General features: G+C 71.2%; 15 protein-coding genes and 4 pseudogenes. 2 read left to right on the top strand and 17 right to left on the bottom strand.

What is annotated here, in order from left to right; all coding sequences use genetic code 11:
* Nucleotides 1-34 precede the first annotated feature (34 nt).
* A complete protein-coding gene (locus ACN261_RS19670; protein ID WP_421486774.1) occupies nucleotides 35-874 on the top strand; it encodes a peptidylprolyl isomerase in 840 nt (279 codons plus the stop codon).
* An 81-nt stretch (nucleotides 875-955) separates the two neighbouring features.
* On the opposite strand, the pseudogene ACN261_RS19665 reads toward ACN261_RS19670, so the two are convergent.
* The 14 genes and pseudogenes from ACN261_RS19665 to ACN261_RS19600 all read right to left on the bottom strand — a co-directional run.
* Nucleotides 956-3,235, bottom strand: a pseudogene (locus ACN261_RS19665) (RelA/SpoT family protein); the annotation flags it as partial.
* A 432-nt stretch (nucleotides 3,236-3,667) separates the two neighbouring features.
* Complete coding sequence (locus tag ACN261_RS19660) at nucleotides 3,668-4,234, bottom strand: adenine phosphoribosyltransferase (RefSeq protein ID WP_421486773.1); 567 nt, start codon at nucleotides 4,232-4,234, stop codon at nucleotides 3,668-3,670.
* A gap of 99 nt (nucleotides 4,235-4,333) precedes the next feature.
* On the bottom strand, nucleotides 4,334-5,533 hold the full coding sequence (secF, locus tag ACN261_RS19655; protein ID WP_425851467.1) for a protein translocase subunit SecF: 1,200 nt from the start codon (nucleotides 5,531-5,533) through the stop codon (nucleotides 4,334-4,336).
* Nucleotide 5,534: 1 nt separating this feature from the next.
* Nucleotides 5,535-7,457, bottom strand: a complete 1,923-nt coding sequence (gene secD / locus ACN261_RS19650) for a protein translocase subunit SecD (RefSeq protein WP_421486771.1) — start codon at nucleotides 7,455-7,457, stop codon at nucleotides 5,535-5,537.
* A gap of 229 nt (nucleotides 7,458-7,686) precedes the next feature.
* On the bottom strand, nucleotides 7,687-8,052 hold the full coding sequence (gene yajC, locus ACN261_RS19645) for a preprotein translocase subunit YajC (RefSeq protein ID WP_421486770.1): 366 nt from the start codon (nucleotides 8,050-8,052) through the stop codon (nucleotides 7,687-7,689).
* A gap of 120 nt (nucleotides 8,053-8,172) precedes the next feature.
* Nucleotides 8,173-9,156 (bottom strand): annotated as a pseudogene (ruvB, locus tag ACN261_RS19640) (Holliday junction branch migration DNA helicase RuvB); the annotation flags it as partial.
* Between the two features lie 72 nt (nucleotides 9,157-9,228).
* Nucleotides 9,229-9,867, bottom strand: a pseudogene (locus ACN261_RS19635) (LAGLIDADG family homing endonuclease); the annotation flags it as partial.
* A 126-nt stretch (nucleotides 9,868-9,993) separates the two neighbouring features.
* Nucleotides 9,994-10,245 (bottom strand): annotated as a pseudogene (locus ACN261_RS19630) (Holliday junction branch migration DNA helicase RuvB); the annotation flags it as partial.
* Nucleotides 10,246-10,279: 34 nt separating this feature from the next.
* A complete protein-coding gene (gene ruvA, locus ACN261_RS19625) occupies nucleotides 10,280-10,882 on the bottom strand; it encodes a Holliday junction branch migration protein RuvA (RefSeq protein WP_145918888.1) in 603 nt (200 codons plus the stop codon).
* Nucleotides 10,879-11,406, bottom strand: coding sequence for a crossover junction endodeoxyribonuclease RuvC (gene ruvC, locus ACN261_RS19620; protein ID WP_421486769.1), 528 nt, complete (start codon nucleotides 11,404-11,406; stop codon nucleotides 10,879-10,881). Before ruvC ends, ruvA begins: the two co-directional genes overlap by 4 nt.
* Before the next feature lie 96 nt (nucleotides 11,407-11,502).
* A complete protein-coding gene (locus ACN261_RS19615; RefSeq protein WP_421486768.1) occupies nucleotides 11,503-12,111 on the bottom strand; it encodes a TetR/AcrR family transcriptional regulator in 609 nt (202 codons plus the stop codon).
* Between the two features lie 12 nt (nucleotides 12,112-12,123).
* The gene (locus ACN261_RS19610) at nucleotides 12,124-13,689 is read right to left on the bottom strand and encodes an MFS transporter (RefSeq protein ID WP_421486767.1); all 1,566 of its coding nucleotides are present in this window, start codon (nucleotides 13,687-13,689) and stop codon (nucleotides 12,124-12,126) included.
* Between the two features lie 136 nt (nucleotides 13,690-13,825).
* Nucleotides 13,826-14,449: a transcriptional regulator gene (locus ACN261_RS19605; RefSeq protein ID WP_421486766.1), complete on the bottom strand. Its 624-nt coding sequence runs from the start codon at nucleotides 14,447-14,449 to the stop codon at nucleotides 13,826-13,828.
* Between the two features lie 90 nt (nucleotides 14,450-14,539).
* A complete protein-coding gene (locus tag ACN261_RS19600) occupies nucleotides 14,540-15,577 on the bottom strand; it encodes an aminotransferase class V-fold PLP-dependent enzyme (RefSeq protein ID WP_425851464.1) in 1,038 nt (345 codons plus the stop codon).
* A gap of 152 nt (nucleotides 15,578-15,729) precedes the next feature.
* Here ACN261_RS19600 and ACN261_RS19595 point away from each other — a divergent pair, with 152 nt between their 5' ends.
* Nucleotides 15,730-16,590, top strand: coding sequence for an SPFH domain-containing protein (locus tag ACN261_RS19595; RefSeq protein ID WP_421486764.1), 861 nt, complete (start codon nucleotides 15,730-15,732; stop codon nucleotides 16,588-16,590).
* Between the two features lie 38 nt (nucleotides 16,591-16,628).
* Here ACN261_RS19595 and dnaE read toward each other — a convergent pair whose 3' ends face one another.
* The 3 genes from dnaE to ACN261_RS19580 form a co-directional block, all read right to left on the bottom strand.
* Complete coding sequence (dnaE, locus tag ACN261_RS19590; RefSeq protein WP_421486763.1) at nucleotides 16,629-20,159, bottom strand: DNA polymerase III subunit alpha; 3,531 nt, start codon at nucleotides 20,157-20,159, stop codon at nucleotides 16,629-16,631.
* Between the two features lie 232 nt (nucleotides 20,160-20,391).
* Complete coding sequence (locus ACN261_RS19585; RefSeq protein WP_425851461.1) at nucleotides 20,392-21,714, bottom strand: M6 family metalloprotease domain-containing protein; 1,323 nt, start codon at nucleotides 21,712-21,714, stop codon at nucleotides 20,392-20,394.
* 144 nt (nucleotides 21,715-21,858) lie between these two features.
* Nucleotides 21,859-23,439, bottom strand: coding sequence for an MDR family MFS transporter (locus ACN261_RS19580; RefSeq protein ID WP_421486761.1), 1,581 nt, complete (start codon nucleotides 23,437-23,439; stop codon nucleotides 21,859-21,861).
* Between the last annotated feature and the right edge of the window lie 4 nt (nucleotides 23,440-23,443).

Genomic DNA, 23,443 nt, shown 5'->3' with positions numbered 1-23,443 from the left:
CCGCCGCGCCAGAGAAAGCCCAGGAGGAGTGACCGTGACGTCCACGAGAGAGCGGCAGCGCGCGGCGGCGCGGGCCCGACTTGAGCGGGAGATGGCCGAGCGTTCGGCCAAGGCCCGTAAGCGCCGGCAGACGCAGGCGATCGTCGGGGCCGCCGCCATCCTGGTGCTCGTGGTCGCCGGCACCGTCTGGTTGGCGACCAGCCTCGGTGGCGACGACGACGACAGCAAGCAGCAGGCCGCCGGCACCGAGGGCTTCTCGCAGTGCGCCTACACCGAGACGCCGAAGGAGGGCCGGCCGGCCCAGGTCAAGGACGTCGGGCTGCCCCCGAACCAGCAGGCCAACAAGGGCACCCAGACGATGACCATCGACACCAACCTGGGCCCGATCGTCGCCAAGCTCGACCGGACCAAGGTGCCCTGCACCGCCGGCAGCTTCACCCACCTGGCCAGTAAGGGCTTCTTCGACAACACCAAGTGCCACCGGCTGGTGACCGAGGGCATCAAGGTGCTCCAGTGCGGCGACCCGAGCGCGACCGGCAAGGGCTGGCGGCAGACCGACGGCACCGGCGGGCCGAGCTACGCCATGGCCGAGGAGAACCTGCCGACCGACAAGCGGCCCCCCTACCCGGAGGGCGTCATCGCGATGGCCAACGCCGGGCAGGGCAGCACCGGCAGCCAGTTCTTCATCGTCTACGGCGACTCGCAGCTCGACCCGAACTACACCGTGCTGGGCACCATCACCTCCGGCATGGACCTGGTCAAGCAGGTCGGGGCGGCCGGCGACGACAAGGCGTACGCGCAGCAGGCGGGGGGTGGCCACCCCAAGAAGGAGGTCACCATCACCAAGCTGACCATGAGCGACATCGAGAGCTGACCCGCAGCGTACGACGAAGCGCCCGCCGGCTGAGCCGGCGGGCGCTTGTCGTGTCAGGTGACTACGGGACGCGGCCGACGGTCAGGCGCCGGAGGTGACCCGATAGGCGTCGAAGACCCCGTCGACCTTGCGCACGGCGGCCAGCAGGTGCCCCAGGTGCTTCGGGTCGGCCATCTCGAAGCTGAACCGGCTCACCGCCACCCGGTCCCGGGTGGTGGTGACCGTCGCCGACAGGATGTTGACCCGTTCCTCGGAGAGCACCCGGGTGACGTCGGCCAGCAGCTTGTGCCGGTCGAGGGCCTCCACCTGGATGGCCACCAGGAACGTCGAGGCGGAGGTGAGCTTCCAGCTGACCTCCACCACCCGCTCGACCTGGGCCCGCAGGTCCTCGGCGTTGGCGCAGTCGTCGCGGTGCACGCTGACCCCGCCGGAGCGGGTGACGAACCCGAAGACCGAATCCGGGGGCACCGGCGTGCAGCACCGGGCCAGCTTGATCCAGACGTCGCTGACGCCCCGCACCACCACGCCGGGGTCGCTGCTGTTCTGCCGGCTGTGCGGCGGACGGGTGGCGACGGCGGTCTCGGCGATGTCCTCCGCCGCGCCCTCCTCACCGCCGTACGCGGCCATCAGCTTCTGCACCACCGACTGCGCCGACACCTGGCTGTCGCCGACCGCCGCGTAGAGCGAGGCGACGTCGGCGAGGTGCAGGTCCCGGGCGATCGCCATCAACGCGTCGGAGGTGAGCATCCGCTGCAACGGCATGCCCTGCTTACGCATCGCCTTGACGATCGAGTCCTTACCGGCCTCGATCGCCTCCTCACGCCGCTCCTTGTTGAAGTACTGGCGGATCTTGGTACGCGCCCGGGGACTCTTGACGAAGCTCAGCCAGTCCTGCGTCGGGCCCGCCGTGTCGGACTTCGAGGTGAAGATCTCGATCACGTCGCCGTTGGACAGCGTCGACTCCAACGGCACCAGCTTGCCGTTGACCCGCGCCCCGATGCACTTGTGCCCCACCTCGGTGTGCACCGCGTACGCGAAGTCCACGGGCGTCGACCCCGTCGGCAGCGGGATGACGTCGCCCTTCGGGGTGAAGACGTACACCTCCTGGCTGGACAGGTCGAACCGCAACGCGTCGAGGAACTCCGACGGGTCGGCGGCCTCCCGCTGCCAGTCCAGCAACTGCCGCAGCCAGGTCATCTCGTCGATGTGCGCCGGCGGGCCGACGATCTGGGTGCCCTTGTGCTCCTTGTACTTCCAGTGCGCGGCGATGCCGAACTCGGCGGTGCGGTGCATCGCGTAGGTGCGGATCTGCATCTCCACCGGCTTGCCGGTGGGCCCGATGACCGTCGTGTGCAACGACTGGTACATGTTGAACTTGGGCATCGCGATGTAGTCCTTGAACCGGCCCGGCACCGGCTGCCAGTTGGCGTGGATGACCCCCAGCGCCGCGTAGCAGTCCCGCACCGTGTCGACCAGGATCCGCACCCCGACCAGGTCGTAGATGTCGTTGAAGTCCCGCCCCCGCACGATCATCTTCTGGTAGATCGAGTAGAGGTGCTTCGGCCGGCCGGTCGTCTCCGCCTTGATCTTGGCGGCCTTGAGATCGGTGCCGACCTTCTGGGTGACCTGCTTGAGCAGCGACTCCCGCTGCGGCTGGTGCTCCCCGATCAGCCGGAGGATCTCCTCGTACCGCTTGGGGAACAGGGTGCCGAAGGCCAGGTCCTCCAACTCCCACTTGATCGTGTTCATACCGAGCCGGTGGGCCAGCGGGGCCAGGATCTCCAGCGTCTCCTTGGCCTTCTGCTCCCGCTTCGGGGCCGGCAGGAAGGACAGCGTCCGCATGTTGTGCAGCCGGTCGGCCAGCTTGATCACCAGGACCCGGGGGTCCTTCGCCATCGCCACGACCATCTTGCGGATCGTCTCCGCCTTGGCCGCGTCGCCCAGCTTGACCTTGTCCAGCTTCGTCACACCGTCGACGAGCAGGGTGACCTCGGGGCCGAAGTCGACCTTCATCTGGTCGAGGGTGTACTCGGTGTCCTCGATGGTGTCGTGCAGCAGGGCCGCCACCAGCGTGGTGGTGTCCATCCCCAGGTTGCCCAGGATGGTCGCCACCGCCAGCGGGTGGGTGATGTACGGGTCACCGGACTTGCGGTACTGGCCGGAGTGCCAGCGCGCGGCGGTGTCGAAGGCCCGCTGGAGCAGCCGGGCGTCGGCCTTCGGATGGTTCTCCCGGTGGCTGGCGATCAGCGGTTCGAGGACCTCGCTGACCTGGGAGGTCTGCCACGGGGCGTTGAACCGGGCCAGCCGCGCCCGGACCCGACGACCGGTCGGGGCGTTGGAGAGCGCGAAACCACCGCTCGGCGACGGGTCGTCGTCGAACGACGCCCCCACCGCCAGGCCGTCCGGCGTGCCGCCGACGTCGTCGCCGGCCCCCGTCGGGCCGGCCGCCGGATCGTTGTTCCGAGCGGTCACCGCGCCGTCAGCGTCGCCTGTCGGGTGCACCGTGCCCTCCACCGGAGGAACGACATCGTGGGACACCGGCCTCCTCACCGATCGCCGGGACCACGCCGGCCGTACGGCCGACGCCTGACTTGCCGAACCGGCCGTCACGCCGGCGTGTTCCCCGCCGGCCGCCGCCGGGTCGGTGGCACTGCCCGCCGGCCCTGCGGCCGGCACCTGACCACCGCCCGGACGGGTGACCGTCCGGTCAGCAATGGGCAATGCTACCCGCACGGTAGGTGCCGTGCCGCTCCGCCGGACGGTCCGTCCCAGGTCGGCGGGACGACCCAGGAATCAAACGGTCAGCAGGGCATGGACCGGACGCCCGGCGAGCCGTTCCCGCCCGCCCAGGAAGCCCAACTCCAGCAGCACGGTGAACCCGGCCACCGTGCCGCCGGCCCGCTCCACCAGTCCGAGGGTCGCCTCGGCGGTGCCGCCGGTGGCCAGCACGTCGTCGACCACCAGCACCCGGTGCCCGGCGGTGAAGGCGTCCTGGTGCACCTCCAGCGTCGCCTCGCCGTACTCCAGGGCGTAGGAGGCCGCGTACGCCGGCCGGGGCAGCTTGCCCCCCTTGCGTACCGGCACCACCCCCATCCCGGTCGCGTACGCGATCGCGGCGGCGATCACGAAACCCCGGGCCTCGATGCCGACCACGATGTCGAAGTTGTCCCGCCCGTGGTGGTCGATGATCCCGTCGATCACCTCACGGAACACGTCGCCGTCGGCGAACAACGGCATCAGGTCCTTGAACATGACCCCGGGCTTGGGGAAGTCCGGCACGTCCAGTACCCGGCTGGCGACCAGCCGGGCCACCTGCGGGCCGCTGTCCCCGCGTACACCGGTGCTGTGGGTCTCCGTCACGGTGGTCGGCTCTCCTTCGATACGACGACGGCGTCCGTCACGCTGCTCGCACAGCATGGCGGACGCCGTCGACTCGACGTGGGGCGGGTGGCCCGTCGGTCAGCGCCGCTTCGCGCCACCGGGCCGGTTGCCGCCGCCCCCGGCGGGACGGCCGCCCCGGGCGCCGGCCGACCGCTTGGCCGCCGGACGCGCGCCGACCTTCGGTGCGCTGCCGGCCAGGGCCGCCGCCTCCGGGTCGATCGGGTCGTCGGTGGCCTCCTCGGCGGCGGCCTGCCGGGCCGCACCGCGCGGGGTGATCTCGCCCCGGGCGATGGCGCCCCGGCGGGCCAGCACCCGCTTGGTGTGCGCGTCGATCCGCGGGTCCTGGTTCTTGAGCAGCACCAGCAGCGGGGTGGAGAGCAGGATCGAGGTCAGGAACGCCATCGCCATACCGACGAACAGCACCAGGCCCAGGTCCTTCAGGGTGCCCGCGCCGAGCAGGCCGGCACCGATGAAGAGCAGACCGCCGACCGGGAGCAGGGCGACCACCGAGGTGTTCAACGACCGCATCAGGCTCTGGTTGAGCGCCAGGTTGGCCGCCTCGCCGTAGGTCTGGTTGTTGTTGGCGGTGATGCCCCGGGTGTTCTCCTGGACCTTGTCGAAGACCACCACCACGTCGTAGAGCGCGAAGCCCAGGATGGTGAGGAACCCGATGATCGTCGACGGGGTGACCTCGAAGCCGACCAGCGAGTAGATACCGGCGGTGAGGATCAGGTTCATGAACAGCGAGATGATCGCGGCGACCGCCATCCGCCACTCGAACCGCAGCACCAGGTAGGCGGCCACCACGAGGACGAAGATGACCAGGCCGAGCAGCGCCCGGGAGGTGACCTGGCTGCCCCATGCCTCGCTGACCTGGCTGCCGCTGATCTGGTCGGCGTTGATGCCGAACTCGTCGGCCATCTTGGCCTTGACCGCGTTGGCCTGGTCGGCGCTGAGCTGCGAGGTGCGCAGCTCGTAGTACTCGCCGCTGGTGCTGCCGACCTTCTGCGCGGTCACCACCTCGGCACCGCCGCCCTCGGCCGCCAGCGCCTCGTCGACCTTGCTCTCGGCCTGCTCCAGGGTGCCGACGCTGGCCGGCACCTGGAACGAGTTGCCGCCGGCGAACTCGATGCCCAGGCTGAAGCCGCGAACCGCGAAGCTGAGCACGGCGATCAGCACCAGCACCCCGGCGACGGTGAACCACAGCTTGCGCCGGCCGACGATGTTGAGACCGGCCTCGCCCCGGTAGAGCCGGGACGCCAGACCACTCTTAGCCATCTCAGGCCTCCTTGACGCGCGGGTTGCGGGCGGTGCCCGGCTCGGCCGACCGGGCGGGCAGGGCCCGACCGAGGCCGCTGACCCGCGGCGACAGGAACGCCGGGGTCCGGGCGAACATCGTCATGATCGGGTGCCGGAACAGGAAGACGACCACCAGGTCGAGCACGGTCGCCAGGCCGAGGGCGAAGGCGAAGCCCTTCACCGTGCCGACCGAGACGATGTAGAGGACCACGGCGGACATCAGGGTGATCGCGTTGGCCGAGATGATCGTCCGGCGGGCCCGGATCCAGGCCCGGGGCACCGCGCTGCGCGGGCTGCGCCCCTCCCGGATCTCGTCCTTGAGCCGTTCGAAGTAGATGACGAACGAGTCCGCCGCCACACCGAGCGAGACGATCATGCCGGCGATGCCGGCGAGGGTGAGGGTGAAGCCGATCGACCGGCCGAGCACCACCAGCGCGCCGAAGACCAGCAACGCGGAGAGCACCAGGCTCAGGAAGATGACCGAGCCGAGCAGCCGGTAGTAGAAGAACGAGTAGATGATGACCAGCAGCATGCCGATGCCGGCGGCCAGCAGACCGGCCCGCAGGTGGCTGTCGCCCAGCGTCGCGGTGACGTTCTGCTGCTCCTGCGGCACGAAGGTGACCGGCAGCGCGCCGTAGCGCAGCTGGCTGGCCAGCGCGTTGGCCGACGTGTTGTCGAAGCTGCCGGTGATCTGCGAGTCGCCGGTGAGCACGCCCTGGATCTCGGGCGAGGAGACGATCTCGTTGTCCAGCACCACGGCCACCCGGCACTTGCCGTCCTGGCCGAGAGCGGTCTGGTCGCAGGCACCACCGGTGTTGTTGAACGCCTCGCGGGTCAGCTCGGTCCACTTGGACTGGCCGTCGCCGGTGAAGTTCAGGCTGACCACCCAGGTGCTGGCCTGGTCGAGGACCGCATTGGCGTCCTTGACGTCGGTGCCGAGCACCTTGGCCTGGTCGAGCAGGTACTTCGCCGCGCCACCCTCACAGGCGACCACCTGCTGCTTCTCGTCCTTGATCGACGCGGGGGGCCGCTTGTCGAGCTGGGCGCAGGTGATGGTCGGCACGTTGAACTGCATCTGCGGGGTCAGTACCGCGACCTCCTGCGGGGAGAGCGTGCCGAACGGCTTGAACGTCTCCGCCAGGGCCGGGTTGGTGGCCAGGTCGGCCGGGGCCTGGAGCCCGCTGGCGGCGGCCCAGGCGGCCGCGCCGACCTTCTTCTCGACGGCCTTGCGCTGCTCCTCGATGCTCTGCGACACCGGCGCCTCGCTGGCGCTGGGCGAGGCGGCCGGGGCGCTCGGCGAGGCCGACCCGGACGGGGTGGCGCTGGCGCTCGGCGCGGGGGCGCCGCCGCCCTGCCCACCGGCGCTCGGCGAGCCGGACACCTTCGGCGACGCGCTGCCGGAGGCCTTCGGCGAGGCGCTGCCCGACGGGGCGGGCGACGCGCTGCCGGACGGGGCCGGCGAGGCGCTGCCCGACGGTGCCGGGGCGGCGACCGTGCCGCTGCCGTCGGCGGCCTTGAGCACCTTGCGGAAGCGCAGCTCCGCGGCGCTGCCGACGTCGGTCAGCTCCCGGTTCTCACCGGGCAGGGAGATGACGATGTTCCGGTTGCCCTCGGTGACCACCTCGGCCTCGGCCACGCCGTAGGCGTTGACCCGGCTCTCGATGATCTGCCGGGCCTCCTCCAGGTTGGCCGACGTCGGGGGCTTGCCGTCGATGGTGTTGGTCGCCTCCAGCGTCAGCCGGGTGCCACCGATCAGGTCCAGGCCGAGCCGCGGCTCCAGCCGGTCCTTCCAGCCGCCGCTGGCACCGCCCGAGAAGAACACCAAGGAATAGAGGACGACGAAGATGAACCCGAGCACGGCGAGCTGCCGCCCGGGGCGCATCTGTCCCTGAGGTGGTGCCACGGCTGTCTGTCTCCCTGTAACGGTCGCGCCGCCGGCGCAGCGGCGACGAGGTCGGAGCGGGGTTCCCGCCCCGACGTGCTCTGCGCGGGCCACTCCCGACCGACGGCACGGCGCACCACCGCCGACGTGGTGGCGTCGGGCGGACGGTGCGGGTGCCGACCCTGGGGACCGGCCCACCTATCCAGTTGTCCCGCCGCTACCCGCCCGTGGTGCCGGACGGGTGGCGGCCTCACTCCTTGACGACTTCCGCGTCCTCGGTGACCGGCTCGTCGGCCTCGGGGCGCTCGGCCCGGGTGACCACCCGGGCGATGGCCGGCCGGGCGTAACGGGTCTGCACGCCGGGGGCCACCTCCAGCAGCACGGTGTCGTCCTCGACACCCACGACCGTGCCGTAGAGCCCGCCGATGGTGACGACCTCGTCACCGGGGCCGAGCGCGGACTGCATGGCCTCGGCCTCGCGGCGGCGCTTCTGCTGCGGCCGGATCATCATGAAGTACATGACCCCGAAGAGCAGGGCGATCATGAGGATCGGCGTCAGACTGCCGGCGCCTCCGCCGGACTGTGCTGCGTAAAGCACGGTGTGCGACCTTCCCATTGGCCCCCGTCCCGGTACGTGCGCACCGGAGCGGAGGCGGATATTCACATCCTGTACAGACCGCGGCGAGTCTAATCCCTGCACCTGGGAACGCCGAATGCGGCGCAGATCACGTTCAGATCACGGTGGATCGGGCGCGTTCGAGAAGAGATCGGGCACGGCGGGGGCTTCCACACCGAATGTACCATTTGGTGGGGTGCGGCCGAGGTGTCGCCAGGCGGCCTCGGTGGCCACCCGCCCCCGGGGCGTACGGGCCAGCAGCCCGGCGCGGACCAGGAACGGCTCGCAGACCTCCTCCACCGTGTCCGGCTGCTCCCCCACCGCCACCGCCAGGGTGGACAGGCCCACCGGACCACCCCGGAACGAGTCGACCAGCGCGGTCAGCACCGCCCGGTCCAGCCGGTCCAGGCCGAGGGCGTCCACGTCGTACACGGTCAGGGCGGACCGGGCGGTCTCCAGGGTGACCACGCCGTCGGCCCGGACCTCGGCGTAGTCGCGCACCCGGCGCAGCAGCCGGTTGGCGATCCTGGGCGTGCCTCGGGACCGGCCGGCGATCTCCACCGCCCCCTCCGGGGTGATCGGCACGCCCAGGATGCGCGCCGAGCGGTGCAGCAGCGCCTCCAGGTCGGCCGGGGAGTAGAAGTCGAGGTGCGCGACGAAGCCGAAGCGGTCCCGCATCGGGCCGGTCAGCAGGCCGGACCGGGTGGTCGCGCCGACCAGGGTGAACGGCTCCACGTCGAGCGGGATCGCGGTCGCCCCCGGGCCCTTGCCGACGATCACGTCGACCCGGAAGTCCTCCATCGCGCTGTAGAGCAGTTCCTCCGCCGGCTTGGCGATCCGGTGGATCTCGTCGATGAACAGCACGTCGCCCTCGGCGAGGCTGGTCAGGATGGCGGCCAGGTCGCCGGAGCGCTCGATCACCGGCCCGCTGGTCACCCGGATGCCCGAGCCCAGCTCGGCGGCCACGATGTTGGCCAGGGTGGTGTTGTGGACCACGAAATCGTTCACGGTGAAGGTGTGGTCGCCGTCGACGGTCAGGCAGCGGCAGCGGTGCAGACCGACCGGTTCCACCGAAGCCACCCGATCGGCGGCGAGCTGCTCTTCGAAGCGGTCCCTGCGTGGTGCCCACTCGTCCAGGCGCCTGCCACGGTCACCGATGACGGTGACCCGCTCCACGAACCGGGCCACATCGTCCTGGCTGGTGATACTGAGCCGCCACGACTCGTGCGGCCGGCCCTGGTAACGACCGCGCTTGAGCTTCAGCCGCGACTGTATGCCCAGCCGGAGCAGGAGGTGCTGGACGTCGGCAAGCAGGCCGTGGGAGACGCTGTAGTACTCGACCACAAGGTCGTAGCGGTCCCGGCCACGCCGGCTGACAGTGCCGTCACAGGCGAAGTAGGCGCCGAGGAAGGCACTGACCTGCCAGCTGTCCCCCCGGTAGACGAACTCCGGCACCCGCTTCTGCCAGGCGTTCTTGTCGAGCAGCCCGTGTTCGGCGAGCCAGGGTCGCAGCCCGGAGATCCGGATCAGGGAACTCCGGGCGCTGTTGGGCCGGATGGTGTGGGCGTACCCGAGGCGGTCACAGGTCGACTGAAAGTCGACGAGCACATCCGGATCACCCCCGGTGAAGGTCACCTGGTTGGTGGTGCAGCCGTCCCCCACCAGGTATCCGGCGAGCTTGTACTCGGCCAGGTCCTCCGTACCGTCGGCGACGAGTTCCGGACGCAGCACGTTCGCGACGAAATCCTGCTCGGTGAGGTCGCCCGCCTTGATCCAACCGTCCGGCGTCCAGAACGGGTGGTCCGGTGCGGCCACCACCTCCCGGCCACTGGTCGTCCGGATCCGCACCGACGGCAGCTCACCCTGCTCGTGGACGGCGGTGACCAGGGCGCCCACACCGGTACGGGTGACGACGCGATCACCCACCACGATCTCACCCAGCCGACGTCTGGTGCCGTCCTCCAGCAGCACCAGGGCGTCGACGGAGACCGGCTTACCGAGGCCAGGAGGGCCGGACAGGAGGATGTGGTCGGGTGGGGCGCCGCGCCGCATCGCGCCCTGCAACAGCAGGTCGAGCTGGTCGCGGACCCGGTGCTGGGCGATGAACTCGTCCAGCCGCTTCGGCCGGACGCTGACCTCCGCGTCTCGCTCCGCGTCGTCGGCGTACGCCGAGACCAGGCCGTCGCCGCTCATGCCGGCCGCCCCGGCCGGGACCGTGCCACGCCGGTCACCGGGTCCGGCCGAGCAGTCGGATGGCCTGCTTGAGCAGGACCGGCACCGGCGGGGTGGGCCCGTCCACGGTCTCCGCCACGGCGGCCACCGCCTGGTCGGCCTGGCCGGCCGTCCAGCCGAGCCCGACCAGCGCCTGGCGGACCTGGTCCGGCCATGCCCCGGCGGTCACCCCGGCGGCGCCGTCGGGGCCCACCGGGACCGGGCCGATCCGGTCGCGCAGCTCCAGCACCAGCCGCTCGGCGCCCTTCTTGCCGATCCCCGGCACCCGGGTCAGGGCGGCGGTGTCAGCGTTGGCGATGGCCTTGCGCACCGCGTCGGGGGTGTGCACGGCCAGCACCGCCTGGGCCAGCCGCGGGCCGACCCCGCTGGCGGTCTGGAGCAGCTCGAACAGCTGCTTGGCGTCGTCGTCGGCGAAGCCGTAGAGGGTGAGCGAGTCCTCCCGGACCACCAGGCTGGTGGCGAGCCGGGCCGGCTGGCCGACCCGCAGCTCGGCCAGGGTGCCGGGGGCGCACTGCACCGCCAGGCCGACCCCCCCGACCTCCACCACCGCGTGGTCCGGGCCGGTCGCGGTCACCGTGCCGCGCACGCTGGCGATCATCGTGCTCCTCCTCGTCGTGCCCGGTCGGCGGCCTCGGCCAGCTTGGACCGGGTGCCGCCCCGCCACACGTGGCAGATGGCCAGCGCCAGGGCGTCGGCCGCATCGGCCGGCCGGGGCGGCTCGGCCAGCCGCAGCAGCCGGGTGACCATCGTGGTCATCTGCTTCTTGTCGGCCTGGCCGGAGCCGGTCACCGCGGCCTTGACCTCGCTCGGGGTGTACGTCTGCACCGGCAGCCCGGCCCGCGCCCCGGCCAGCACGGCGATCCCGCTGGCCTGGGCGGTGCCCATGACGGTGCGGACGTTGTGCTGGCTGAACACCCGCTCCACGGCGACCGCGTCGGGCCGGTGCTCGGCCACCAGACCGGTCAGCGAGCGGTCCAGGTGCAGCAGGCGCAGCGACAGGTCGTCGGCGGGATCGGTGTAGACGACGTAGTAGGCGACCAGCGTGCAGGGCCGGCCCGGCACGCCCTCGACCACGCCGACCCCGCACCGGGTCAGGCCCGGGTCGACGCCCAGCACACGCACGCCGCCTCCCTGAGGCCCCTCGACAGTACGGGTGTTCGACACCCTACTGGTCCGCTCCGACACGCCGGTGGGCGGACACGCCGCCCGGCCGTGGGCTCAGCGGGCCCGCAGCCCGTCGAGCACACCGTCGACGACCTTCTCGGGGAGCAGCCGGTCGTCCAGCTCCGGGTGCCAGCGCATCAGCCGCTGGACCAGCATCGGCCCGGTGAGCAGCGCCATCGCCACCTCGATGTCGAGGTCGGCGCGCAGCTCACCTGTGGCCACGCCCCGGCGGAGCACCTCCCGCATGATCTTCCGCCGGGGCTCGATGATGTTCTGGTAGAGCTGGAAGTGGTCGGGGCTGCGGTTCACCTCGGGCACCAGGCACGGCATGATCCGCTCGGCCCGGGGGTCGATGTTGTGCCCGACGGCCCCGACCAGCAGCACCAGGTCGTCGCGGACGGAATGCCCGGCCGGCTGGGCGACCACCCCCTTGAGCCGGCGCAACGCGTCCAGCAGGAGGGCGTCCTTGCCGGGCCAGCGGCGGTAGATGGTGGCCTTGCCCACTCCGGCGCGGGTGGCGATCGCCTCGATCGACAGCGCCTCGATGGTGCTGCCCTCGGCGAGCAGGTCGAGGACAGCCTCGATGATGGCCTCGTCCGCGCGGATGCTCCGCGGTCGCCCGGGCGACCGCGGAGCATCGACGGTGGGGTTCGTGTCAGACATCGTCCTGCGAACCTACGTGGTTGCGGCCAGTTCCCGCTCCGCCACCGGCGTGGCGGGGACGGCCGCGTCGGGCCGGCCCGGCATCCAGCGCAGCACGACGATGATGCCGAGGGCGGCCACCACCGCGGAGATCGCCGCCGCCCAGTGCATGGCCGAGACGAAGGCGTCGTTGGCCGCCGCGATCAGCCGCGGGGCCGCCGGACCGAGCTGTGCCGCCGCCGCGTACGCCCCGGAGACCGACTCGGTGGCCGCCTCCCGGGCCGGTGCGGGCAGGGCGTCGGCGACCGTGGCGATGTCCTGCCGGTAGACCGCGGAGAGCACCGAGCCGAGCACCGCGACGCCCAGCGCGCCGGCGATCTGGCGGACGGTGTTGCTGACCGCCGAGCCGACGCCGGCCTTCTCCCGGGGCAGTGCCGACATGATCGATTCGGTGGCCGGGGGCATGATGTTCGCCATCCCGACCCCCTGGAGGAAGAAGGCCACCAGCACCACCCAGATCGGCGTAGCGGCGTCGATGAAGGCGAACGCGGCCAGCGCCACGGCGGTCAGCACGAGGCCGACCGTGGCGACCGCCCGACCGCCGTACCGGCGCACCATGGCGGCGCTGCGCGGCGCGAAGACCAGCTGGGCCACGGCGAACGGCAGGAAGAACAGGCCGGTCTCCAGCGGGCTGTAGCCCCGGACGAGCTGCATGTAGAACGAGCTGAAGAACATCACGCCCATGGCGGCGAAGAAGACCAGCCCGACGATCGCCACCGGGGCGGCGAACCGGGGCACCCGGAACAGCCGCACGTCAAGCGACGGGTGGTCGCTGCGCCGCTCGTGCGCGACGAACCAGGCCAGCACCGCCACCCCACCGAGGATCGCGGCCCACACGGTCGGCCGGCCGAAGCCGTGCTCGCCGCCGTCGATGATGCCGTAGGTCAGCGCGACCAGGCCGACGACCGAGAGCAGCACGCCGAGGATGTCGACCCGGCCCGGCCGGGGGTCCCGGGACTCGGGCACCAGCAGGGCCACCAGCAGCACCCCGAGCGCCACCACCGGCACGTTGATCAGGAAGACCGAGCCCCACCAGAAGTGCTCCAGCAGCGTGCCGCCGAGGATCGGGCCGATCGCCACCGCGAGGCCGACCGCGCCGGCCCAGACGCCGATGGCGCGGCCCCGCTCCCGGGGGTCGAAGACGTTGGAGATGATCGACAGGGTCACCGGCATGATCGCCGCGCCGCCGACGCCCATCAGGGCGCGGGCCGCGATCAGCTGGCCGGGGCTCTGCGCGTACGCCGAGAGCAGGGACGACAGGCCGAACAGGACCAGGCCGACGAGCAGGAACCGGCGTCGGCCGGCCCGGTCGCCGAGGATGCCGAAGGTGAACAGCAGGCCGGCGAAGACGAGGGTGTAGGAGTTGATCGCCCATTCCAGCTCGCCCTGGCTGGCCCCGAGGCCGTGTACCGGGTCGGCCAGGGTACGCAGGGCGACGTTGAGGATCGTGTTGTCGAGGACGACGACGAGCAGGCTGACCACCAGCACGCCGAGGATCGCCCATCGTCTCGGATGTCCGGTGTTCTCGTGCGGTTGCATACGCTCCGGTGCTCCCCCCGGTTGCACCCGTGCCGCAGAAATACGGAACGGGTCAGACTCGTAACGGTGCTCACCTTACGAGCCTCATGTTTCGATACGGCACCGGTTCGTATCGGATGTGGTGCGGGTCACCCGGTCAGGCTGGCGGCCCGCAGGCGGCCAGCGCGGCGGAGAAGCTGGTCAACCGGGTCGCGGGGGGTGCCAGGGGTTCGATCCAGCCCGGCCCGGCGGCGTACACCCGTACCCCCGGGAAGTCGCGGCCGAAGCGGACCAGGCGGTACGCCCGGCCGGTGACAGGCGTCTGCGACCACACCACCACGCTGCGCGGACGGGCCCGCAGCACGGCGGAGCCCAGCGCCACCCACGGCAGCGCCGGCCCCAGGTGCAGGCAGCCGCGACCCTGCTCGCGCAGCGCGGCGGCCACCGCGTGCAGGCCCAGGCAGTGCGCCTCGTTCTCGGCCCCGGCGAGCAGCACCCCGTCGGTGCGCAACCGGCGGCCGGGAACCCGCCGGTGCACGTCCAACCCGATCCGGATGCCCTCGGACAGGGCGTGCTCGACGGCGATCTCGGCGGCGTCGCGCCCGCGCAGCCCGGCCAGCAGCGGCACGCACACCGCCTCCCACACCGCCGCCACCCCGGCGTCGGCGGCGAACTCCAGCACCAGCGCGGCGACCAGGTTCGCGTCGAGGTCCTCGGCGGCGGCCGAGAGCCGCTTGTGGGCCGTCTCGACGACCTCGCGCGGCATCGGATCCGACAACACCAGACGCACCCCCCGGGTAGGACACCGTTACCAGGGGGTTCGCCCGGACGGGGCGGTTCGGATGCGCCGTCGGGGAAAAACTGCGGTGGTTCAGCAGGTGAGCGTCTCCAACGCCAGGTCGACGTCCGCCTCGGTGGTGTAGAGGTGGAACGCCACCCGGACCCGCCCGGCGCGCACCGCCGCCCGGATCCCGGCGCGGGCCAGCCGCTGCCGCGCGTCGAACACCTCCACCGCGACGATCGCGCTCTCCCCCGGCGGCCGGCCCAGCCCGGCGAGGAACCGGTTCGCCAGCGCCACGTCGTACGCCCCGATCGCCGCCGGGCCGAGGGCGGCGAGCAGTTCCAGCGCCGGGGCGGTACCCACCCAGCTGAACCAGGCCGGGGAGCTGTCGAACCGACGCGCGTCGTCGGCCAGCCGCAGCGGCGGACCGTAGTAGGTGGACAGCGGCTCCTTGCCCGCGAACCAGCCGGCGGCGTCCGGACGCATCCGCTCGCGCAGCCCCGGGGCCAGGTAGGCCAGCGCCGAGCCGCGTGGCGACACCAGCCACTTGTACGTCCCGACCGCGACCGCGTCGGCCAGGGCCGCGTCGAACGGCAGCCACCCGCACGCCTGGGTGGCGTCCACCACCACCAGCGCGTCGTGCGCGCGGGCCGCGGCCACGATCTCCGCGTACGGGGCGACGGCCCCGTCGGCGGACTGCACCAGACTGAACGCGACCAGGTCGGTGCCGGCGTCGATCGCGTCGCACAGGCCGGCCAGCGGCACGGTGCGCACCCGCACGCCGCGTTCCTCCTGCACCAGCCAGGGGAAGAGGTTGGCGGTGAACTCGACCTCGGGAACGACCACGGTGGCCCCGGCGGGCAGCGCGGCGGCGATCGGCCCGAGCAGCTGCGACACGCTGCCGCCGACCGCGACGTCGGTCACCGGCACCCCGACCAGGCCGGCGAACGCCTCCCGGGACCGCCCGGTGGCCTCCTCCCACACCTCGTGGGAGGTACGCCCCACCCGCCAGTCGGCCAGGGCCTCCTGCACCGCCGTCCAGACCGGCTCGGGCGGGAGCCCGTAACTGGCGGTGTTCAACCAGCCGGGTCCCGGCTGCCACAGCTCGCGTGCCTGCGCCAACTCCATGCGTCGAGGCTAGTGACACCCCCGCGCGCCCGGTCAGCACCAATCCGCCGGTGGTGGCCCGCACCCGCCGGCCACCCGACCGGCACCGGCTTGACCCGCTGACCTAGGTTGATGATCCACACAGCGACGCTCCCTCGGAAGGGTGATGCCCCGTGCCCGTCGGCTTCACGTTCGCCGTCATCCTCGCCGTCGGGGCGCTGGTCGCCGGAGCGGTCCGGCTCCTCGCCCGGTACCCGGCCGTCAAGCGCACCAGCACGCTGGTCGCGCTCGGCTGCCTGGCCGGCGCGCTGCTGTTCGGGATCGGCGCCAGCGCGCACTCCGTGCCGATCCGCTCGGTCGGCATCGTCACCAGCTTCAACAAGCCTACCGGCGAGGTCACCGGCTCCGGGCTCAAGTGGGTCGCCCCCTGGCAGAAGGTCGGCGAGTGGGACGCCGGCCGACAGAAGTACGACCACATCGGCGGCGACAAGTGCGTCCGGGTCCGCACCGGCACCCTCGCCGACGCCTGCGTCGAGGTGCTGATCGAGTGGCAGGTCAAGCCCGAGAACGCGCCGAAGCAGTTCATGGACTACAAGGGCGACTTCGTGAGCTTCCGGGGCCAGCGGGTGGGGGTGCAGCTCGACAGCGCGGTCAACGACGCCTTCGCCACCTACAACCCGCTGGAGAAGATCGACGCCCGGACGGGGAACCTGAACGTCGACCTCAAGCCGTTCGCCGAGAGCATCCGGGGCAACGCCGAGGGCCGGCTCTCCGGCGACGTCGACATCCTGTCCGTCACCATCACCCGGGTCAACCACGACGACAAGACCGAGGGCAACATCAAGGCATTCCAGGACAAGCTCGCCCAGACCCGCAACCTCGAACAGGACCGCCGCAACGCCGACATCCAGCGGCAGATCACCGAGACCAACGCCAAGGTCGACAAGGTGTCCCGCTGCCTGGAGATCGCCGAGAAGAACGGCAGCACCCCCGGCCTGTGCATCAACCCGGGGATCGTCACCGGCGGCAAGTGACCTGGGCGCCGGGCGGTGGTCACCCACCGCCCGGCGGGTCAGCTCACGTTGGCGGGGCCGAGGACGCTCTTGAGGTCACCCATCAGCGCGGTGGTGGCGGCCACCCGGAACGGGCCGAGCCGCAGGGTGGTCACCTTGCCGCCGTTGAGCAGCTTGACGTGCACCTCGGTGTCGCCCGGGTGCAGCACCAGGGTCTCCTTGAGCCGTTCCACCAGCGGCGGGGTGCAGCGGTGCACCGGGATGGTCAGCGTCACCGGCTTGCTGCCGGGGGTGCTGGTGACGTCCGGCATGGACATGTCCATCGCCATGATCCGGGGGGTGTCGTCGCGCCGGTCCACCCGGCCCTTGACCACCACGATCGCGTCCTCGGCGATGTACTGGCCGATCACCTCGTAGGTGTTCGGGAAGAACAGCGTCTCCACCCCGCCGGCCAGGTCCTCCAGCGCGGCCGACGCCCAGGCCCGGCCCTGCTTGGTGACCCGGCGCTGCACGCCGGAGAGGATGCCGGCGAGGGTGACCACCGCGCCGTCGGGCACGGTGCCCTCCTCCGACAGCGCGGCGATGGTGGTGTCGGCCGCCGCACCCAGGACGTGTTCCAGGCCGAACAGCGGATGGTCGGAGACGTAGAGGCCGAGCATCTCGCGTTCGAAGGCGAGCTTGTCCCGCTTGTCCCACTCGGCGTCGCCGATGGTCGGCATCACGGTGGTGCTGCCGGTGTCGGCGTCCCCGAAGCCCGCCCCGAACAGGTCGTACTGGCCGACGGCCTCCTTGCGCTTGACGTCGGCGAAGGCGTCGATGGCGTCGGCGTGCACGGTCAGCAGGCCCTTGCGGGTGTGTCCCAGCGAGTCGAACGCACCCGCCTTGATCAGTGATTCGATGGTCTTCTTGTTGCAGACCACCGCGTCGACCTTGGACAGGAAGTCGTAGAAGTCGGCGTACTCGCCCTTCTCGTCGCGGCACCGCATGATCGCCGCGACCACGTTCGCCCCGACGTTGCGTACGGCGGCCAGGCCGAACCGGATGTCCTTGCCGACCGGGGTGAACGGGCCGGCGGAGGTGTTCACGTCCGGCGGCAGCACCTGGATGCGCATCCGGCGGCACTCCGACAGGTAGAGCGCCATCTTGTCCTTGTCGTCACCGACGGAGGTCAGCAGCGCCGCCATGTACTCGGCCGGATAGTGCGCCTTGAGGTACGCCGTCCAGTACGACACCAGGCCGTATGCCGCCGAGTGCGCCTTGTTGAAGGCGTACCCGGCGAACGGGACCAGGACGTCCCACACGGCCTGGATGGCCTCGTCGGAGTAGCCGCGCTCGCGGCAGCCGTCGCGGAACGGGATGAACTCCTTGTCGAGGATCTCCTTCTTCTTCTTGCCCATCGCCCGACGCAGCAGGTCGGCCTGACCGAGGGTGTAGCCGGCGAGGATCTGCGCGGCGCGCTGCACCTGCTCCTGGTAGACGATCAGGCCGTGGGTGGGCGCGAGGATCTCCCGCAGCGGCTCCTCCAGCTCCGGGTGGATCGGGGTGATCTCCTGCAGGCCGTTCTTGCGCAGCGCGTAGTTGGTGTGCGAGTCGACGCCCATCGGGCCGGGCCGGTAGAGCGCCAGCACGGCCGAGATGTCCTCGAAGTTGTCCGGCTTCATCAGCCGCAGCAGCGAACGCATCGGCCCGCCGTCGAGCTGGAACACCCCGAGGGTGTCGCCCCGGGCGAGCAGGTCGTAGGCCGGCTTGTCGTCCAGCGGCAGGCCCAGCAGGTCGAGTTCCTGACCGTGGTTGAGCTGGATGTTCTTGACCGCGTCGTCGATGATCGTCAGGTTGCGCAGGCCGAGGAAGTCCATCTTCAACAGCCCGAGCGACTCGCAGGTCGGGTAGTCGAACTGGGTGATGATCACACCGTCGGCGTCCCGGCGCATCAGCGGGATGTGGTCGATGATCGGCTCGGCGGACATGATCACGCCGGCGGCGTGCACGCCGGTCTGCCGGATCAGCCCCTCGATACCCTTGGCGGTGTCGATCACCTTGCGGACGTCCGGGTCGGTCTCGTAGAGGCCCCGGATCTCGCCAGCCTCGGCGTACCGGGGGTGCTTCGGGTCGAAGATGCCGGTGAGCGGGATGTCCTTGCCCATCACCGCCGGGGGCATCGCCTTGGTGATCCGGTCACCCACCGCGTACGGGAAGCCGAGGACCCGGGCCGAGTCCTTGATCGCGGCCTTCGCCTTGATCGTGCCGAAGGTGGCGATCTGCGCGACCTTGTCCTCGCCCCACTTGTCGGTCACGTACTTGATCACCTCGCCGCGCCGACGCTCGTCGAAGTCGATGTCGACGTCAGGCATCGAGACCCGCTCGGGGTTGAGGAACCGCTCGAAGATCAGGCCGTGCGGGATCGGGTCCAGGTCGGTGATGCCCAGCGCGTACGCGACGAGCGAACCGGCCGCCGAACCACGGCCGGGGCCGACCGCGATGCCCTGGCTCTTGGCCCACTGGATGAAGTCGGCCACCACCAGGAAGTACGACGGGAAGCCCATCTGGTTGATGACGCCCAGCTCGTACTCGGCCTGCACCACGTGCCCCTCGGGGATGCCCCCCGGGTAGCGTCGGGCCAGCCCCTTGAAGGTCTCCTTGCGGAACCAGGACTCCTCGGTCTCCCCCTCGGGCACCGGGAACCGCGGCATCAGGTTGTGGAACTCGAACATCCCGCTCGGGTCGACCTTCTCGGCCACCAGCAGGGTGTTGCGGCAGCCCTGCTGCCAGAACTCCGAGGAGTCGACCGCGCGCATCTGGTCGGCGGACTTGACGAAGTAGCCGCCGCCCTCGAAGCGGAACCGGTTCGGGTCGGCGACGTTGCTGCCGGTCTGCACGCACAGCAGCACGTCGTGCGCCTCGGCCTGCGCCTCGTGGGTGTAGTGCGAGTCGTTGGTCACCACCGGCGGGATGTCCAGCTTGCGGGCGATGGTGATCAGATCCTCGCGGACCCGCTGCTCGATGGAGAGCCCGTGGTCCATGATCTCCAGGAAGTAGTTCTCCTTGCCGAAGATGTCCTGGTAGGCGGCGGCCACCTTGAGCGCCTCGTCGAACTGGCCCAGCCGCAACCGGGTCTGCACCGCGCCGGACGGGCAGCCGGTGGTGGCCATGATGCCCTCGGCGTGCTCGGCGATCAGCTCCATGTCCATCCGGGGCCACTTGACGTAGTGCCCCTCCATGGACGCCCGGGAGTTGAGGGTGAACAGGTTCTTCAGGCCCTGCGCGTTACGCGCCCACATGGTCTTGTGGGTGATCGCGCCGTTACCTGAGACGTCGTCGCTCTTCTGCTCCGGCCGGCCCCACTTGACCCGGGCCTTGTGGTAGCGCGACTCCGGCGCGACGTACGCCTCGACGCCGAGGATCGGGGTGATGCCGGCCGCCATGGCCTGCTTGTAGAAGTCGTTCGCGCCGTGCATGTTGCCGTGGTCGGTGATCGCCACCGCCGGCATTCCCAGCCGGTTGGCCTCGGCGAAGAGATCCTTCAGCCGGGCCGCTCCGTCGAGCATCGAGTACTCGGTGTGCACGTGCAGATGCGCGAACGAATCGCCCATGCGTGGCGTCCCCCCGGATCGGATCATGGGTCACGAGATCAGGCCGGTCCACGATAGCGCCGCCCGGGGAAGCCGCCGCACCCGCCGCGCGGACACCTCGGCGCGGAGCTCGTCCGGTTCCGCACGCCGTACACCGACGGTCACCGAACGGTCCCGCGAGCCCACCGCCGACGCGGACGGGGGTGCCCCCGCCGGCCGGGCGGGGGCACCCCTGCGACGTCCACCGACGCGATCAGACGACGGTGACGGAGACCTCACGGTCGTTTCCGAGGATGTTGGTCAGTTGCACGGTCACCCCGCCGTAGGTGACGGTGTGGCCGATCGTGGTGAGGGTGGCGTTGACCAGCGCCTTCTCCTCAGCGCTGCACGTGGTGACGTCCGAGCCGGGGGTGCGGTCGACCACCTCGACCGGGAAGGGTCCGCCGATGGGGGGAACGTTTCCGCCGGACCAGGCGCCGCCGCTGAACACCGCGGTGGTCACCCGGTAGACCAGCACTCCGGCCTGGAAGCAGCCCGACGCCACGTCGAGCGTACTGACCTGCCGGTTCTCCACCACCACTGCGGTGTTCCCGCCGGTGTGGACGACCACCGCCTTGGTGCCACCGGCCGTACCCAGGGGGGTCAGGACCGTCGAGGCGCTCCCCGTCGTGGTCCGGCAGTCGACCTGGGAGTCGGTGAGCCAGCCCGCCTTCCACTTGTGCCAGGCGAACAGGTCGGGAGCGCTGGCGGAGATGAGGCCCATCAGGTCCCAGCCGCCCACCGCCCGGTGGATGCTGTCGGCGTTGTTGTACGAGTAGAGGTCCGGCAGCCCGAAGAGGTGCCCGGTCTCGTGGTTGAGGATCTTGTGGCCCCAGTAGTCGACGTCCTGACCGAAGGTGACGGCGTGACGCAGTTCGACCCCGTCGACGGTCACCCCGCCACCGGGGGCCGCGACCCAGGTCGGCGAGAGGTCGAAGGTCGTCGCGGACTTCGGCGGCACCACGTAGACGATCTGGTAGGAGCTGAAGTCGATCGCGGCGTTCGCGGCGGCCACCGCGGCGGCCACGTACGACCGCTGGGTGGTGAAGTTCGACTTGTAGCCGGCGAAGTTGCCGTGGGGCTGCAGGATGTGCCGCCACGCGGTGTCGAACGTCAACTGGAGGTTCAGCGCGCCGTACGAGGACTGGGTGAAGACGTTCGGGGCGGCGCTGAACATGCTGGTCCGGCTGGTCCGCTCCCCGCTGACCGGGGCCGCGTCGGTGAAGTCCACGAACAGCACGATGCCCCGGACGGTGCCGCTCGGCGGCAGCCAGGTGGCGTAGTTGGTCGGCCCCTCGTGCTGCCACCCGGTCGCCGGGGTGGGCAACTGGCAGGGGCTGACCAGTGTCGACCGGGCGGGGCCCACCGCCGAGCCGCCCGCTGCCAACGGCGCTACGGCCGGTGACGCCGCCGTCGCCGGCACCGCCGGGGCGAGCAGCACCCCGGCCAGCACCACCGCGAGGGCCGTCCTGGCCCGGACGCTCAGCGACGTCCACATCCTCCTGCGGGACCTTCTGTCGTTCGCTGGTTCGCTCATGGTGCCGACCCTGCCAAGGTGCCCATCAGGCTCGCATCGGTAGAAACCACCTAGTCCCCGCGCCGGAGATCCACCCGATGGTCCCCGCCGGTAACGACGACGGTCCCGGGCCGCAGACCGGGCCCGGGACCGTCGTCGTCGACGTCAGTGCATCGCGGTCAGGGCCGCCGCCTCCTGCTCGGCGCGCTCGTCGCCGCTCACCTCGTGCAGCGGCTTCTCCCTGATGAACAGGACCGCGACCAGGGCGAGCAGGGCGATCGGCGCACCGATCAGGAACAGCTCGGAGGTGGCCGTGGCGTACGCGTCCTGCACGATCGCCAGGACCGGGGCGGGCAGCGCGGACAGGTCGGGCACCTCGGTGGTGCCGCCGCCGGTGGCACCGGCCGCCGGGCCGAGCCGCTCGGTCATCAGGCCGGTGACCCGGTTGGCCAGCACCGCGCCGAGGGCACTGACCCCGATCGCGCCACCCATGCTGCGGAAGAAGGTCAGCACCGAGGTGGCCGCACCGAGTTCGTGGGCGGGCACGTCGTTCTGCGCGGCGAGGACCAGGTTCTGCATGAGCATGCCCACGCCGGTGCCGAGCACCGCCATGTAGAGCGACAGCAGCGGCACGCCGGTGTCGGCGTCGATGGTGCTCAGCAGCAGCATGCCGACGGTCATCACGGCCGCGCCGGCCACCAGGTAGACCTTCCACCTGCCGAACCGGGTGATGAGCTGGCCGGCGACGGTGGAGGAGACCAGCAGACCGAGGATCATCGGCAGGCTCATCAGGCCGGCGACGGTCGGCGACTTGCCCAGCGAGGTCTGGAAGTACTGCGACAGGAAGACCGTGCCGCCGAAGAGGGCCACCCCGACCAGCACGCTGGCGACCGTGGTCAGCGTGACCGTACGGCTGCGGAAGATACGCAGCGGGATGATCGGCTCGGGCACCCTCGACTCGACCCAGACCGCCAGGGCCAGCAGCACCAGCCCGCCGACGACCATCAGCGCCGTCCAGCCCGAGGCCCAGGCGAACCGGTGCCCGGCCAGCGACGACCAGACCAGCAGGGTGGACACGCCGGCGGTGATCAGCAGCGCGCCCCACCAGTCGATACGGGCCCGGCGGCGGACCACCGGCAGGTGCAGGGTGCGTTGCAGCAGGACGATCGACAGCAGGCTGAACGGCACGCCGATCAGGAAGCACCAGCGCCAGCCCAGCCAGGAGGTGTCGACCAGGACGCCGCCGATCAGCGGGCCGGCGATCGTACCGACGCCGAACACGGCGCCGAAGATGCCGGCGTACCGGCCCAGCTCCCGGGGCGGGATCATGGCCGCCATCACGATCAGCGCCAGGGCGGTCATCCCGCCCGCGCCGATGCCCTGCACGATCCGGCTGGCCAGCAGGGTCTCCACGTTGCGGGCGAGGCCGGCGATCAACGAGCCGAGCACGAACAGGCCGAGGGAGAGCTGGATGAGCAGCTTCTTGCTGTAGAGGTCGGCCATCTTGCCCCACAGCGGCACGGTGGCCGTCATCGCCAGCAGCTCGGTGGTGACGATCCAGGTGTAGACGGTCTGGCTGCCGTTGAGTTCGGCGATGATGCGCGGCAGCGCGTTCGCCACCACCGTCGAGGCGAGGATCGCCACGAACATGCCCACCATCAGGCCGGAGAGGGCCTGGAGGACCTCCCGGCGGGACATCCGGCCGGTGCCCACCTCGGGCGGGGTCGACGCGGCAGTTGCGGTCATGGAC

It is taken from the genome of Micromonospora sp. WMMD723 (assembly GCF_049863385.1).
Lineage (GTDB): Bacteria > Actinomycetota > Actinomycetes > Mycobacteriales > Micromonosporaceae > Micromonospora > Micromonospora wenchangensis.
This window is presented reverse-complemented; position numbering and strand designations above follow the sequence as displayed.